This is a genomic window from Brevibacterium sp. FAM 24630, from assembly GCF_049804075.1.
GTDB lineage: Bacteria > Actinomycetota > Actinomycetes > Actinomycetales > Brevibacteriaceae > Brevibacterium.
Genome location: NZ_JBNBZD010000024.1, coordinates 23,102 through 37,642, shown reverse-complemented (window position 1 = coordinate 37,642; position 14,541 = coordinate 23,102). Strand labels below are relative to the sequence as shown.

Below are 14,541 nucleotides of genomic sequence, written 5' to 3'. Positions count from 1 at the left end.
GGCGCCTCACCCGAGCCGCCCTCATGCCTGCAGAGGACCAGAATCATCATGACTCTCTTCATCCAACAACTCTTCAACGGCCTCGCACTCGGCGGTGTCTACTGTCTGGCTGCGATCGGTCTGACCCTGGTGTTCGGCGTCCTGCGCATTCCGAACCTGGCGCATGGTTCGCTGTACATGCTCGGCGCCTACATCACGTACTTCTTCCTCACGACCATCGGCGTCCCCTACATCGCGGCGATCGGAATGGCCGCGATCATCCTCTTCGTCCTCGGCGTCGGTCTCGAACGTCTGGTCTTCCACCCGCTTCGGAACTCTCCGCACACTCACCACATGATCGCGGCCGTCGGTGCGATGTTCTTCTTCCAAGCCCTCGCACAAGCGATCTGGGGCGCGGATTTCCGCCGGATGGACACACCGATCACCGGCGAACTGCGAGTCCTCGGCGCCGAGATCTCCGCCCAGCGCATCGTCATCATCATCACTGCGGTGATCGTGTTGGCCCTGCTGGCCTGGTTCATCAAACGCTCCATCCACGGACAGACGATCGAAGCGATCGAACAGGATCGCATCGGCGCCTCCCTGGTCGGAATCAACCCGTCCATGGTGTCGATGCTGACTTTGGGGCTCTCGGCCCTCCTGGCCACGATCGCGGCAGGACTGGTCGCACCGATCAACCTGCTCTCCCCCACGATGGGCGATGCCCTCAACCTCAAGGTCTTCGCCATCATCATCCTCGGCGGGCTCGGGTCCCTGCCCGGTGCGATCCTCGGCGGTTTCGTCCTGGCGATCGCCGAGACGATGACCGCCACCTATGTGTCCTCGGCATTCGGTGACACCGTGGCCTTCATCGTTCTCGTGGCCGTGTTGGCCATCAAACCCAATGGACTCTTCACGAAGGCGGTGCAGCGATGAACGCATTGAAGAACCCGAGAATCATCGGCACATTCGCCCTCGTCGTCCTCATCGCTGCGGCTCCGCTCTTCTTCGCACACGAGAACTACGCCATGCGAGTCATCACCGTCGGAATGTGCGCGGCGATCGCGGTCTACGGACTCAACATCATCCTCGGCTTCACGGGACAGCTGTCCCTGGCGCAGGGCGGCTTCTTCGGAATCGGCGCCTACGGCGTCGGACTGCTCACCACCGACTACGACTGGTCGTTCTGGTCTGCTTTCGCCGTCTCCGTGATCGGCACCGCCGTCATCGGATACCTGTGCGGGCTCATCGCACTGCGCACGAAAGACGAATACTTCGCCATCTTCACCATGGCCATCGGCTTCATCATCTTCCTGGTCATCAGCCGGTGGGAATCTGTCACCCATGCGCACTCGGGAGTCAACAATGTGAAGTTCCCCGAAGGAGGCGGCCTCGTCGACTTCGGTTCGCCGGTGGCAATGTTCTACCTCGTCTTCGTCATCCTGCTCATCTGCGTCTACATCACCTACGCAGTTCGCCGCTCGAGTGTGGGCCGGACCCTGCTCACGATCAGAACCAGCGAAGACCTCGCCGACGCCATCGGAGTGCGAGTCGGCTTCAGCAAGCAGCTGGCCTTCGCCGCCTCCGCGGTCTTCGGCGGCATCGGCGGCGGCCTGTACGCCACCGTCGTCGGCTTCATCGGCCCGGATTCCGCGTCCCTGGACAAGACCTTCGAATTCCTCATGTTCATCCTCGTCGGAGGCATGGGTACGGTCGCAGGACCGCTCTTGGGCAGCATGATCGTGACATTCCTGTTCGAGCTGTTCCAGGACTTCCAGGCCTACCGCTTCATCGTCTTGGGACCGATCATCGTCGCACTCGTGATCTTCGCACCCAGGGGAATCATCGGCTACCTCGGCGGGTTCGTCGACAAACGCAATCGTCGACGGCGAGTTGCCGCCGCCCGCCGAAGCGCGGAAGCCGCTGAGTCAGCGAACCGAGGTGGCCCGTCCGGACACGACGACGCGGCAGATTCCCATGTCACCCGTTCCGGCGGCCCGGCCGCTCCCGAGGAGAAGAAATGACCCTGTTGGAAATACGTGGCCTCGGCAAACGCTTCGGCGGACTCGATGCGGTCAAGGACGTGGACCTGGACGTCGAAGAGGGACGGATCACCGCGGTGATCGGCCCCAACGGTGCCGGCAAATCGACCCTGTTCAACCTCGTTCACGGCTTCTACCGGCCGACGTCCGGCAGCATCCGCTTCAAGGACGAGGACATCACCCACTCCTCGCCGCACAATACGGTGGCCGGAGGAATCGCACGCACCTTTCAGACCACGAACCTGTTCGATGACAGCACCCTGTTGGAAAACGTGCTGGCAGGTCGGATCGTGCGTTCGAAGTCCACCATCTTCGACGCTGTCTTCCACACTCCGCGGCACCGCCGGGAGTCTCGGATCAATGAAGACCGTGCCATGGAGGCTCTCGAGTACTGCGGGGTGGCGGAATACCGGCACGATCTGGCCTCCAATGTTCCGCAAGAGGTGCAGAAGCGCACCGCCGTCGCCATGGCCTTGGCGACCGAACCGGAGCTGATTCTCCTTGATGAGCCCGCCGGCGGCATCCCCGAGGAGGAGACCGCGGACTTCGGCAACCTCATCCGTTCGCTGCCCCAGCGTGGGGTCTCGGTCCTCCTCGTCGAACACAAGATGACGATGATCATGGATCTCGCGGACACGATCCTCGTCCTCGACCACGGGCAGAAGCTCGCCTTCGGCGTGCCTTCCGAGATCCAGTCGAATCCGGACGTCATCCATGCGTATCTCGGTTCGACGCCCCAGGATCCGACGGACCAGAAGGAGAAGTGATGCTCACACTCGACAATGTCAGCACCGGCTACGATGCCACCGACGTCCTCCACGGCGTGAGCATCACCGCGCGGGCGGGCGAACTCACCGTCATCCTCGGCGCGAACGGTTCGGGAAAGACCACGCTGTTCAGAACCATCAGCGGACTCATGCGCGTGCGGACGGGAACGATCGACTACGAGGGCCGGAAACTCCACCGAGCCCGCGCCAACGCCATCGTCAAGTCCGGAATCGCACACTGCCCCGAGGGACGTCATCTGTTCGGGAAGATGTCGGTGGAGAAGAACCTGCGGCTGGGGTCGTACCCGCACAGGAACAGTTCCCGCACCGAGGAGATCTATGCGGAGGTTCTCGACCTGTTCCCGATCCTCAAGGAGAAGGCGAAGCAGCCGGCCGGCTCGCTGTCGGGCGGACAGCAGCAGATGGTGGCGATCGGTCGGGCGCTGATGTCGGATCCGAGCCTGCTGATCCTCGACGAACCGTCAATGGGTCTGGCACCGATCGTCGTCGAACAGGTCCTCGAATCCGTCGCACAGATCAATCGCAACGGCATCGGCGTCCTGCTCAGCGAGCAGAATGCGAAGGCGTCGCTGGCGATCGCCCATCGCGGCTATGTCCTCGCTGAAGGTCGGATCGTGCTCGCCGATGATGCCTCTCGGCTGCTTGACAATCCGGACGTCCAGGCAGCCTATCTGGGTCTCTGACGCGCTCCGAGACGCAGCTGATGCCTCGCCGAGGCGCAACCACCACCTCGGCGAGGCATCATCCGTTCTGATTGTCGGTCGGTTATGCGTGCACGTGCACGCGTTCGTCATTCCTCGAGGAAGCGGGAGACGTCTCCGGCTCCGACCCGGGCGACCTCGGGGAACCGGCCGGTGAAGTCGATGACCGAGGTCGGCACGACTCCGGGCACGCCGGATTCGATGACGATGTCGACGTCGTTGCCCAGTTGGTCCACGACATCCTCGGCGTGGGTGAGCGGATCCTCATCGCCGGGCAGCAGCAGAGTCGACGACAGGATCGGCTCGCCCATCGCTTCGACGAGAGCCAGCGCGGTGACGTTCTGCGGAATCCGCGCCCCGACCGAATGCTTCTTCGGATGCATCATCCGCCGCGGCACTTCCTTCGTCGCCTTCATGATGAAGGTGAACGGCCCCGGCGTCATTGATTTGATCGCCCGGAAATCCGAGTTGTCGACGATGACGAACTGTCCCAGTTGGGCGAAATCATGGCACATGAGCGTGAAGTGGTGCTTCGAGCCCAGCTGCCGGATGCGGGTGATCCGCTCGATGCCGTCCTTGTTGTCCAGGGCGCAGCCCAGCGCGTAGCAGGAGTCCGTGGGGTAGGCGATGAGCCCACCATTTCTCAGGGACTCGGCGGCCTTCTCGATCAGTCGGTCCTGTGGGTTCTCCGGATGGATATTCAGTAGTGTCGCCATACTTCATGCTAACCACTCAGGCTTCGGAGGGCGAGGGGGCCGCGCCCTTTCGCGCCGATCCCGTCACCGGATCTCCCGTCCCCGTGTCCGCGTCGGAGGCCAGGAGGATGTTCACCCACCTCGCCCGCGGGTCCGCGTCGACGAGCAGCGCCTTGAGCAGCAGGGTCGCCGGCAGCGCCAACAAGGCTCCGAGCCACCCGAGGATCCACACCCAGAACAGCAGGGAGAGGAACGACACGAGCGGGGTCACGCCGACGGATTCTCCTGTGAACTTCGGCTGGATGATCGCCTGGATGACGAAGTTGAGCACACTGTAGGCCACGATCACCCACACCGCCGACTGCCAGCCGCTGTCGACGAGCGCGAGCAGAGCCGGCGGGACGAGGCCGATGACGAAGCCGATGTTCGGAATGTAGTTCGTGAGGAACGCGAGCACGCCCCACACCCAGATGAGTGGAACATCGATGATCGCCAAGGCGACGACATCGAGGAAGGCGACGATGAGACCGAAGATCGTGGCGACCACCCAGTAGCGACGGGCTCCGCGGGCGAAGTCGCCCAACGAGGCCGACAGGGAGGGTTTGATGTCCAACAGCATCGTCATCCGCCTGTCGATGCCCATCGAATCCATCGCCACGAAGAAGACCGACATGATCACCGTCGTGAGCAGACCCGCGACCGAGGACACGTTCGTCAGCAGCGGGTAGATGGCATCGAGCACGGAGCGCACGTCGAAGGCCTTGAGCTGCTGCTGGATCACCGAGGAGGTCACCCCGATGTCCGAGAGCATCGCCAGTGCGTTCTGGTACGAGTGGGCGAGTTCGTTGCTGTAGCTGGGGATGAGGATGACGAGCTCGGCCACCGACCACGCTGTGAGCCCGAAGAAGGCGAGGATCATGCACAGCACGAGGATCACCGAAATGGATGCGCCGATCGCGCGCGGCACCTTGAACCGGGTGAGGAGCCGTTGCACGGGGTAGACGACGATGTAGAAGTTGAGGGCGAGGAACACCGGAGCCACGATGTCCTGCAGACCGCGGAAGAACATGAGAGCGTAGGCCAGCCCCGCCATGGTCACCGCGATCATGAGCGCGCGTGCCGGTGGGCGCGAGTGCCAGGGCCGGGGGCCGACGTCGGCGCCCGAGTCGTCGATGCCAGGGCCCGATTCGTCGACGCCGACTCCCGAGCCGTCGAGGTGGGCGCCCAAGTCGTCGACACCTGCGTTTGATTCGTCGATGCCGGCAGCCGAATCCTCGATCACCGAGGCGGCGCGACCGGAGTCGTCCCCCGTCGTTTCCGAGTCGGCAGCCGAAGCGGCGTCCGTGGCCTGTTCAGACTGCGACTCCGCGGACGGAGCGGACGGGCCAGTCGGAGCGGACGGGCCAGTCGGAGCGGACGGGCCAGGCGGAGCGGACGGGCCGGGCTCAGCAGGGCGTGCCGAGGCACCGGCCGCACCGGCTGCCGCATCGTCGTGTGCGGTCGAATCCTCGGACCGCTCGCCCTCGTTCACTCAGCGTCTCCGCCGCTTCTCGCGGATGCGCATCGACACCTCGATCGGGGTGCCCTTGAACCCGAAGGTCTCACGCAGACGGCGAATGATGAATCGACGGTAGCCGGGGTCGAGGAATCCGGTGGTGAAGAGCACGAACTTCGGCGGACGCGACTGCGCCTGAGTGCCGAAGAGGATGCGCGGCTGCTTGCCCCCGCGCACGGGGTGCGGGTTCGCAGCGACGAGCTCACCGAGGAAGGCATTGAGCCGACCCGTCGGAATGCGGGTGTCCCAGCCCTCGAGTGCTGCCTCCATCGCGGGGACGAGCTTCTCCGCATGCCGACCGGTCTTCGCGGAGATGTTCACCCGCGGAGCCCAGGCCACATGCCCGAGGTCCCGTTCGATCTCCCGTTCGAGGTAGTAGCGGCGTTCGTCATCGAGCAGATCCCACTTGTTGAACGCGAGCACCACGGCACGGCCGGCTTCGACTGCGGTGGTCACGATGCGCACGTCCTGCTCGCTCAGAGGCGCCTGAACCTCGAGGAGGACGAGGGCCACCTCGGCGCGTTCCAGCGCGGTCTGCGTCCGCAGCGCCGCATAGAAGTCAGCGCCGCTGGCCTGATGGGCACGACGACGGATGCCGGCGGTGTCGACGAAACGCCACTGCTTCCCGCCGAGCTCGATGAGCTCATCGACGGGGTCACGCGTGGTGCCGGCGACATTGTCCACGAGCACACGATCGGTGCCGATGAGCTGGTTGAGCAGGGAGGACTTGCCGACATTCGGACGCCCGACGAGCGCGATGCGACGCGGTCCGCCCTCTTCGATACGGGCGTCGACGGCCGAGACCTCGGGCAGGATCGTCAGAACCTCGTCGAGCAGGTCAGCGACTCCGCGACCGTGCAGGGCCGATACCGTCCACGGCTGGCCCAGGCCCAGGCCCCACAGTTCGGCGGCCATCAGTTCGCCGCGCTCGTCATCGACCTTGTTCGCGGCGAGGATGACAGGCTTCTTCTTCCGCCGCAGCATCTTCACGATCATCTCATCGGTCGAGGTCGGACCGGTCGTCGCATCGACGACGAGCACAACGGCATCGGCCATGTCCACGGCGATCTCGGACTGCACTGCAATCCGCGAGGCCATGCCCTTCGAGTCCTGGTCCCAACCGCCGGTGTCGACGAGGGTGAATTCCTTCGTGTTCCACTCCGCGCGGTAGCTCACCCGGTCACGGGTGACTCCGGGAACGTCTTCGACGACGGCTTCGCGGCGACCGAGGATGCGGTTGACCAGCGTCGACTTGCCGACATTGGGTCGGCCGACGACGGCGAGCACGGGAGCGGCACCGAGGGCCTCCTCTTCCTCGTCCTCGAAACCGTAGGCGTGCAGCAGCGCTCGGTCTTCGTCTTCGAGCTCGTAGCTTTCGAGTCCGGCTTCGAGCGCGGTCGCCCGCTGCTCGGCTTCCTCGTCGCTGATGCTCTCGACGCGGTCGACGAGGTCCTCGTCGGGTGTCTCGTGGAATTCGGGTTCGCTCATTGTGAGTCCTTCACCAGCTGCAGCACCGTCTCGACCACCTGATCGAAATCGATGTCGCTGGTATCGAGTGTGTACACTCCGTCGGCGGCTTCGAGGAAGCTCGTCGTAGCGGAGTCCTTCGCGTCACGGCCTGTGACGAGATCCTGGGTGGCGGCGACCGCCTCGGCGTCGGCGTTTCCGTGGACTTCCTTCGCTCGGCGGGCCACGCGGACCTCATCGCGAGCGGTCATGAGGATGCGCACCTCGGCGTCGGTGGCGACGACGGTGGTGATGTCGCGGCCTTCGACGACGATGCCCTCGGGGGCGGCGGCGATGTACGCCCGCTGCATGTCGATGAGCTCCTCACGTGCGTCGATGACGCCGGAGACGGTCTGCACATTCGCGGACACGTCCTCACCGCGGATGTCCTCGGTGACGTCGATGTCGTCGACGGAGACGAAGAATTCGTCGGGGCTCAGCGAGATCTCCAGATCGGCGCCTCGCACCTGTTCGAGCACGTCGACGGGGTCGGTGACTCCGCGGTTGAGGCACAGCCACGCCATCGCCCGGTACATCGCACCGGTGTCGAGGTACTGGTAGCCCAGCCTGCGCGCCACCTCCTTGGCGGTGCTCGACTTCCCCACTCCGGACGGTCCGTCAATGGCTATGACGCTCATGCAGTTCCTTCTTTCTCGATGGCGGATTCGGGGATCTGCCATCCCTTCGACAGCAATCCGATCTCCAGCTCCTGCTGGATGGCCGGGACCACGGACACGTCGACCATGCCGAGTTTCCGACCGGAGGCGTGATCCATCCGGAAGTCTTCGACGTTGACGCCGAGGTCGCCGATGTCCTTGAACAGTCGGGCCAGGGTTCCGGGCGTGTCCGGAACCAGGATCGTGACAACAGCATAGGTGGTCGGCGGCTGCCCGTGCTTGCCGGGAATCCGGTCGTGTCCCTCATTGCCCAGCGCGATCGCCTTCGCAAGCTGTCCGGTCGCCCCGGGGCCGAGTTCGAGAGCGCCGATGACTTCGTCGAGCTCGGTCCGCAGGTCGACGAGCACGGACCGGACTTCCTCGGCGTTGCCGGTCAGTATCTGCGTCCACAGGCCCGGATCCGATGCGGCGATGCGCGTGACATCGCGCAGACCCTGCCCCGCCAGCGCGATCTCCTCGAGCGGTGCGTGCCGCAGCTGGGAGGCGACGAGGGAGGAGACGATCTGCGGCACATGCGAGACCTTCGCGACCGCGGCATCGTGGATGCGCGGGTCGAGGTGGAGCACAGAGGCGCCCGTGTCCTCAGCCATGGCGATGACCTCGCCGAGGCGGGAGCCCGGTGTGTCCTCGTCCGAGCAGATCACCCAGGGCCGGGCCGTGAAGAGGTCCGACTGTGCGGCGATCGCCCCGGACTTCTCTCGCCCGGCCATCGGATGGCAACCGATGTACCGGTCGAGCTGCGCGGCTGTGACCAGGGTCTTCACCGACTCGAGGAGGCGGGTCTTGACGCTGGCAACATCAGTGACAGTCGCGTTCGGGTAGGTCTCCAGTGCGGTAGCGATGACGCGGGCGGCGACGTCGGGCGGGGTCGCCACGACGACGATGTCCGGGGGTATGGGAGCCGAAGTCGTGACCGTGGAAGCCGATGCCGTGGGTGCTGAAGCCGTGGCCGTGGAAGCCGATGCCGCAGCCGTGGGTGCGGACGAGCCGGCCGCCTGGGCGCTCGGCTCGGTGCCGGAGTCGGCAGTGCGGTCGGTGCCAGAGTCGGTCTTGGCATCGGTGCTGGAGTCGGTCGTGGCATCGGTGCTCGGGTCGGCGCTGGCAACGGCGTCGAGGAGACGTCCGGCACCGAGGTCCGCGGCGAGCTGCTGAGCCGTCGGCGAGGTGTCTTCGAGGGTCACCTGATGGCCCTTTGCGCTCAGCGCCAAGCCCAGGCTGGCACCGAGCAGGCCGGTGCCGATGATGTGGACTCTCACAATCCGACGGCCTCGAAGAGGGAGCCGACCTCATCGGAGCGCAGCGGACGGATCTTGCCCTGCTTCTGCTCGTCGAGGACGACCGGTCCGAAGCGCAGACGCACGAGTCGTTCCACGGGGTGGCCGATCTCGTCGAGCAGGCGGCGCACGATCCGATTGCGGCCGGAGTGCAGGGTGAGTTCGACGACGGACTTGCCGGGGGTCGAGTCGACGAGTTTGAAGTCGTCGACCTTGACGAAGCCGTCTTCGAGGTCGATTCCGGCCTTGAGGATGGCGCCGGCGTCCTTGGCCAGCTGGCCCTTGACCTTCGCCAGGTAGGTCTTCGGAACCTCGTAGCGCGGATGGGCCAGACGGTTGCTCAGCTCTCCGTCGTTGGTGAGCAGGATGAGCCCCTCGGTCTCGGTGTCGAGACGACCGACGTGGAAGAGCCGTTCGGTGTTGTTGCGCACGTAGTCGGCCAGGCAGGGGCGACCTTCGGGGTCGCTCATCGTCGATACGACGCCGGCCGGCTTGTTGAGCACGAGGTAGACCTTCTTGGTCTGTGTCGAAATTCTCACTGTGTCCACGTACACGGACTGCGTTTGGGGGTCGATCCGGGTGCCCAGCTCGGTCACGATCTGCCCATCGACTTCAACGCGTCCGTCGACGATGAGCTGCTCGCAGGCCCGACGTGAGCCCAGGCCCGCCTCGGCGAGCACCTTCTGCAGCCTCACACCGTCGCTGACATGGGCATCCGATGTCTGGCCGGTGCCGGAACCGCCCTTGTTCGAGGACTTCGCGGCGGTCGATGCACGCTGTTTTCGGCTCGGTCGGTTCTGGCGCCCGCCAGGGGCGCGTGGATCACGGTAGGGACTCATATACCCATTCTCTCAAATCAATCGTCAAGTCGTGACATCTCGGCGCCCGGGGCTGCGATATCGGCCCCGGTGGCAGGCATATCGTCATCGGCATCGAGGTCGCCGTCGATCTCGGCCAGCACCTCATCGTCATCGGAGCCGAGTTCGGCGACGTCGGCGTCCTCGGGCAGGTAGGGGGCGATGTCCGGCAGGTCGTCGATCGCGTTCATGCCCATCGTGTCGAGGAACTGCGGGGTTGTGGCATAGAGCAGCGCCGAGGTGGACGCTTCCTTCCCGGCTTCGACGATGAGTCCGCGCAGCAGCAGGGTGCGGATGACGCCGTCGACGCTGACTCCGCGGATCGCGGCGATGCGGGGTCGGGAGATCGGCTGCCGGTAGGCGATGACGGCGAGGGTCTCGAGCGCGGCCTGGGACAGCTTCGCGCTCTGCCCGGCGGTGAGGAAGTCCTTGACGACTTCGTGGTAGTCACCGCGGGAGAAGATGCGGAAGCCTCCGGCGACGTGGCGGATTTCGAAACCGCGCTGCCGGTGGTCCGCATCGCCGTCGTAGTCGGCTTTGAGTGTGGTGATCGCTTCGACAACGGTGTCCACGTCGAGGCCGAGAGAAGTGGCGAGCTCCTCGGCGGACACGGCCGAGTCGGTGATCATGAGCACGGCTTCGATGCCGGCAAGGATCTCGTCATCGATCATGCTTGTGCGTCTCCCCCAGCAGCGTCAGTGCCCTCATCGTCCTCGTTGTCATCTTCCCCATCATCGCCAGCGTCCTCGTTGTCGCCTCCCCCATCATCGACAGCGCCCTCATCGTTGTCAGACATCGACAGGTCGCCTCCCCCATCATCGCCAACGCCCTCGTCGTTGTCGGACGTCGACGGGTCGCCGCCTGCTGAGTCGTCGCCGCTTTCGTCGCCGCTTTCGTCTCCGCTCCAGTCGCCCTCGGTGCGCAGGTCGACGCCGTCTTCGCTCATTTCGGTGCGGTGGATGAGCAGCCGCCCCAGCGGTTCGGGCTGGTCGAAATCGCAGAGTCCGACCTTGAACAGTTCGAGCAGTGCGAGGAATCGGGCGACGACGACCAGGGTGTTCTCGGCGGTCTCGAGCAGTTCGGCGAAGTCGATCTCTCCGGCGCGCAGCAGGGAGAGGATGTGGCCGCGCTGCTCGGAGACGCTGACCAGCGGCAGGTGGATGTGGTCGACGGCGACACTCGGCGGTGTGTGGTCGCGTTGGAGCACGGTGGCGAAGATCCCGGCCAGCTCACCGGGGCCGATGTTCATCTCCAGCGGCGGCAGCACGTCCTGGAACTCGGCTTCGAGGGCGACGTCGCGGGGCGCGCGGATCGATCCGGCGGCCATCGCCTCGGCGAGGTAACCGGACACGGACTTGTACGCCTTGTACTGGAGCAGGCGGGCGAAGAGCAGGTCGCGGGCCTCGAGGAGTTCGAGGTCGAGGACCTCCTCGCCCTCTTCGTGCGGAAGCAGCCTCGCGGTCTTGAGGTCGAGCAGGGTGGCCGCGACGAGGAGGAACTGGGAGATCTCGGCGAGGTTCGCCTTGTCCTTGAGTTCGGTGGTGTAGGAGATGAACTCGTCGGTGACCTCGGCCAGGGCGATCTCCGTGACGTCGAGACGTCGTTTCGAGATCAGCCCGAGCAGCAGATCGAAGGGCCCGGAGAAGTTCTCGAGTTCGACCTGGAACCCTTCAACTGCCGTGCCCGTGTCATCCGCAGTTCCGGCACCGTCGTCGGTGCTGGCTGCGGGATCGTGCGTGCCCTGTTGGATGGTCTCGCTCAGGGTGCGCCTCCGCGGGCGATGAGCTCCCGTGCGAGTCGCCGATAGGCTTCGGACCCGGCATGTTTGGGGGCGAAGCTCGTGATCGGTTCGGCGGCCACGGAGGCATCGGGGAACTTCACGGTGCGATTGATGACGGTCCCGAAGACCTTGTCGCCGAAGGCCTCGGTCACCCGCGACATGACTTCCTTCGAGTGCAGGGTCCGCGAGTCGAACATCGTCGCGAGGATCCCATCGACCTCGAGCGAGGGGTTGAGTCGGTCCTGGACCTTCTCGATCGTCTCCACCAGCAGAGCGACGCCGCGGAGGGCGAAGAACTCGGTCTCGAGCGGGATGATCACGCCATGGGCGGCGGTGAGGGCGTTGACGGTGAGCAGACCGAGCGAGGGTTGGCAGTCGATGAGGATGACATCGTATTCGTCGGCGACCTTCGACAGCGCCCGCGCAAGCACCTGCTCACGGGCGACCTCGCCGACGAGCTGCACTTCGGCGGCGGAGAGGTCGATGTTGGCTGGGAGGATGTCGATGTCCTCGAAGTCCGTGCCCACGATGACCTCGTGCGGGTCCAGACGCGGATTCATCAGCAGGTTGTACACGCTGATGTCGAGGTCATAGGGGTTGAGGCCCAGACCGACGGACAGGGCGCCCTGCGGGTCGAAGTCGACGAGCAGCATCTTCCGGCCGTATGCGGCCAGAGCCGCGCCGAGGTTGATCGACGAGGTCGTCTTCCCGACCCCGCCCTTCTGATTGACCATGGCGATGATGCGGGCGGGTCCATGCGAAGCCAAGGGGGCCGGCTCCGGAAATTCCTCGGGCTCGGCTGCTGCGGTCTTCTGCTGGGGGATATCCAACGCCTCTTGCGTATTCATCACTCGGATGGCCACCTTTCGTTGCTCTTCGTCCAACCCTACCGCGCCCTGGGGTGCGAGGTCGCGTACACTTCCCGCAGTGTCTCTTCAGAAACCTTCGTATAGATCTGCGTCGTCGTCACCGAGGCGTGCCCGAGCAGCTCCTGAACGACACGGATGTCGGCCCCACCCTCGAGCAGATGGGTGGCGAAGGAGTGCCGGAACGTGTGCGGAGAGACTTCCGCGTCGATCCGTGCCGCCTCGGCCGCGTCTTTGACGATCTGCCATGCGGAGACCCGCGAGAGCCGGGTTCCGCGGGCGTTGAGGAACAGCGCCCCGGCCGGCGACGAGGTCTTCGCCTTCGCCGCCATCCCCGGCCGCACTCGCGACACCCACGCCCCCAGTGCCGTTGCCGCGTGCGATCCGAAGGGAACGATCCGCTCCTTCCCGCCCTTGCCGTAGAGACGGACCAGCCCGGAGTCGAGGTCGACGTCATCGAGGTCGACCCCGACCGCTTCGGAGATGCGCGCTCCCGTGGCGTAGAGGAGCTCGAGCAGGGCTACGGCCCGGATCTGGACGGGCTCCTCCCCCGCCGTCGTGGCAAGCATCGCCTCGATCTCGTCGAGCGAAAGCGCCTTGGGCAGGCGCAGCCCTTCCTGCGGCGGACTGACCTCGGAAGCCGGGTCCGTGGGGGCGAGATTCTCCGCGAGTGCGAAGGTGTGGAAGCGCCGAACGGCGACGAGGGCCCGTGCCTGCGACCGCGGCGCGAGCCCCGTGTCGAGCAGGTGCAGACCATAGGCTTCGACGGTGGACCGTTCCACCTCGCCGAGGCGGCCGATCCCCTCACCGCTCAGCCAGGTTCCGTACCGGGCGAGGTCACGAGCATAGGCGTCGATGGAATTGCGGGACAGGCCGCGTTCGAAGCGCAGGGAATTGAGGTAGGACTCGAACCCTCGACGCAGTTCTGCGGAGAGGTCGTCGGGCAGCAGTTCGGCGCCGTGCCGAGCCACGAGGAATCAGGCCTCGTCGGTGCGATCGGAACCGGTTGGTCCGTCCCCCGCGGTCGCGCCGCCTGTCGGCGCGTTTCGCCCGGCTACGTTCCCTGTCGGCGCGCTTCCCGCGACCACGTTCTCTGTCGGCTCGCTTCTCGTCTCGGCCTCGGCACCGCGACCGAAGTCCGGGCGTCCGTCGACGAGGGGCCGCGGTGAGTCGACGGCGCGCAGTTGAACCGGCTGTCCGGCCGCTTCGGCGCGCAGCACTCTGTCGACCTGGAGGATCGCCAACTGGGCGATCGCATTCGTGACCCGTCCTTCGGCCACAGCGTCGAGCGCCTCGTCGACGCTGACCCAGCGGAAGCGGAACCCTGCCTCTTCCTCGTCGCGTTCATGCCGGTCGGCCTCGGGCACGAACGTCAGGTCACGGGCGAGGTAGAGCCGCATCGTCTCGGAGCTGCCGCCCGGTGTCAGGCAGGAGTCGCTGAGAACCTCCCACCGTTCGGCCGTGAGGTCGGCTTCTTCGACGAGTTCCCGCTTGGCCGCGTCGACCGGGTCCTCTCCGGCAACGTCGAGCAGGCCCGCGGGGACCTCCCACAGACGGGACCGCACCGGGTGCCGGTACTGCTGGACGAGGAGCATCCGCTGCTGGTCGTCGACGACGGCGATCCCCACGGCACCGGTATGGGCCATGAGGTCGCGGACGAGTCCGGAGGCTTCGGGCAGGTCGAAGCTCTCGCGTCGGATGTCCCAGACCGCACCGCGGTAGACGACCTCGGATCCGGAGATCGACGGAGTGTACGGCTCATCCTGCAGGGTGCTCATCGTCTGCCTTCCTCTTCATCGACGGTGGTGCAACGGCGAATGC

Annotated in this window: 15 protein-coding genes; 4 read left to right on the top strand and 11 right to left on the bottom strand. The window is 65.5% G+C overall.

The genetic code is table 11. The features are described 5' to 3' along the window. Positions 1 to 48: 48 nt before the first annotated feature. The 4 genes from ACPUD7_RS15190 to ACPUD7_RS15175 are packed head-to-tail and all read left to right on the top strand — an operon-like array spanning position 49 to position 3,492. Positions 49 to 915, top strand: coding sequence for a branched-chain amino acid ABC transporter permease (locus ACPUD7_RS15190; RefSeq protein WP_135542015.1), 867 nt, complete (start codon positions 49 to 51; stop codon positions 913 to 915). After that, complete coding sequence (locus ACPUD7_RS15185) at positions 912 to 2,003, top strand: branched-chain amino acid ABC transporter permease (RefSeq protein ID WP_135542017.1); 1,092 nt, start codon at positions 912 to 914, stop codon at positions 2,001 to 2,003. The genes ACPUD7_RS15190 and ACPUD7_RS15185 overlap by 4 nt, the downstream gene beginning before the upstream one ends. Further along, positions 2,000 to 2,788: an ABC transporter ATP-binding protein gene (locus ACPUD7_RS15180; RefSeq protein WP_135542019.1), complete on the top strand. Its 789-nt coding sequence runs from the start codon at positions 2,000 to 2,002 to the stop codon at positions 2,786 to 2,788. Before ACPUD7_RS15185 ends, ACPUD7_RS15180 begins: the two co-directional genes overlap by 4 nt. Continuing rightward, a complete protein-coding gene (locus ACPUD7_RS15175) occupies positions 2,788 to 3,492 on the top strand; it encodes an ABC transporter ATP-binding protein (protein WP_135542021.1) in 705 nt (234 codons plus the stop codon). Before ACPUD7_RS15180 ends, ACPUD7_RS15175 begins: the two co-directional genes overlap by 1 nt. A 107-nt stretch (positions 3,493 to 3,599) precedes the next feature. Here the strand turns inward: ACPUD7_RS15175 and ACPUD7_RS15170 are convergent, their stop codons facing one another. The 11 genes from ACPUD7_RS15170 to ACPUD7_RS15120 form a co-directional block, all read right to left on the bottom strand. Then, positions 3,600 to 4,226, bottom strand: coding sequence for an L-threonylcarbamoyladenylate synthase (locus ACPUD7_RS15170; RefSeq protein WP_135542023.1), 627 nt, complete (start codon positions 4,224 to 4,226; stop codon positions 3,600 to 3,602). Positions 4,227 to 4,242: 16 nt separating this feature from the next. After that, entirely contained in the window at positions 4,243 to 5,736 is a 1,494-nt protein-coding gene (locus ACPUD7_RS15165) for an AI-2E family transporter (protein WP_425120373.1), read from the bottom strand. Beyond that, on the bottom strand, positions 5,737 to 7,248 hold the full coding sequence (der, locus tag ACPUD7_RS15160; protein WP_425120372.1) for a ribosome biogenesis GTPase Der: 1,512 nt from the start codon (positions 7,246 to 7,248) through the stop codon (positions 5,737 to 5,739). Next, complete coding sequence (gene cmk / locus ACPUD7_RS15155) at positions 7,245 to 7,904, bottom strand: (d)CMP kinase (RefSeq protein ID WP_135542027.1); 660 nt, start codon at positions 7,902 to 7,904, stop codon at positions 7,245 to 7,247. The genes der and cmk overlap by 4 nt, the downstream gene beginning before the upstream one ends. Beyond that, positions 7,901 to 9,199, bottom strand: a complete 1,299-nt coding sequence (locus ACPUD7_RS15150) for a prephenate dehydrogenase (protein WP_425120371.1) — start codon at positions 9,197 to 9,199, stop codon at positions 7,901 to 7,903. Before ACPUD7_RS15150 ends, cmk begins: the two co-directional genes overlap by 4 nt. Further along, on the bottom strand, positions 9,196 to 10,056 hold the full coding sequence (locus ACPUD7_RS15145; protein WP_425120370.1) for a pseudouridine synthase: 861 nt from the start codon (positions 10,054 to 10,056) through the stop codon (positions 9,196 to 9,198). The genes ACPUD7_RS15150 and ACPUD7_RS15145 overlap by 4 nt, the downstream gene beginning before the upstream one ends. Before the next feature lie 17 nt (positions 10,057 to 10,073). Further along, positions 10,074 to 10,745, bottom strand: coding sequence for an SMC-Scp complex subunit ScpB (gene scpB / locus ACPUD7_RS15140; RefSeq protein WP_425120369.1), 672 nt, complete (start codon positions 10,743 to 10,745; stop codon positions 10,074 to 10,076). Then, positions 10,742 to 11,686, bottom strand: a complete 945-nt coding sequence (locus ACPUD7_RS15135; RefSeq protein ID WP_425120379.1) for a segregation and condensation protein A — start codon at positions 11,684 to 11,686, stop codon at positions 10,742 to 10,744. Before ACPUD7_RS15135 ends, scpB begins: the two co-directional genes overlap by 4 nt. Before the next feature lie 146 nt (positions 11,687 to 11,832). Then, positions 11,833 to 12,702: a ParA family protein gene (locus tag ACPUD7_RS15130; protein ID WP_135542081.1), complete on the bottom strand. Its 870-nt coding sequence runs from the start codon at positions 12,700 to 12,702 to the stop codon at positions 11,833 to 11,835. A gap of 38 nt (positions 12,703 to 12,740) precedes the next feature. Continuing rightward, positions 12,741 to 13,691: a site-specific tyrosine recombinase XerD gene (xerD, locus tag ACPUD7_RS15125; RefSeq protein ID WP_425120368.1), complete on the bottom strand. Its 951-nt coding sequence runs from the start codon at positions 13,689 to 13,691 to the stop codon at positions 12,741 to 12,743. A gap of 6 nt (positions 13,692 to 13,697) precedes the next feature. Continuing rightward, positions 13,698 to 14,498 carry an NUDIX domain-containing protein gene (locus tag ACPUD7_RS15120; protein ID WP_425120367.1) on the bottom strand — a complete coding sequence of 267 codons (801 nt, stop codon included), beginning with the start codon at positions 14,496 to 14,498 and terminating at the stop codon, positions 13,698 to 13,700. Between the last annotated feature and the right edge of the window lie 43 nt (positions 14,499 to 14,541).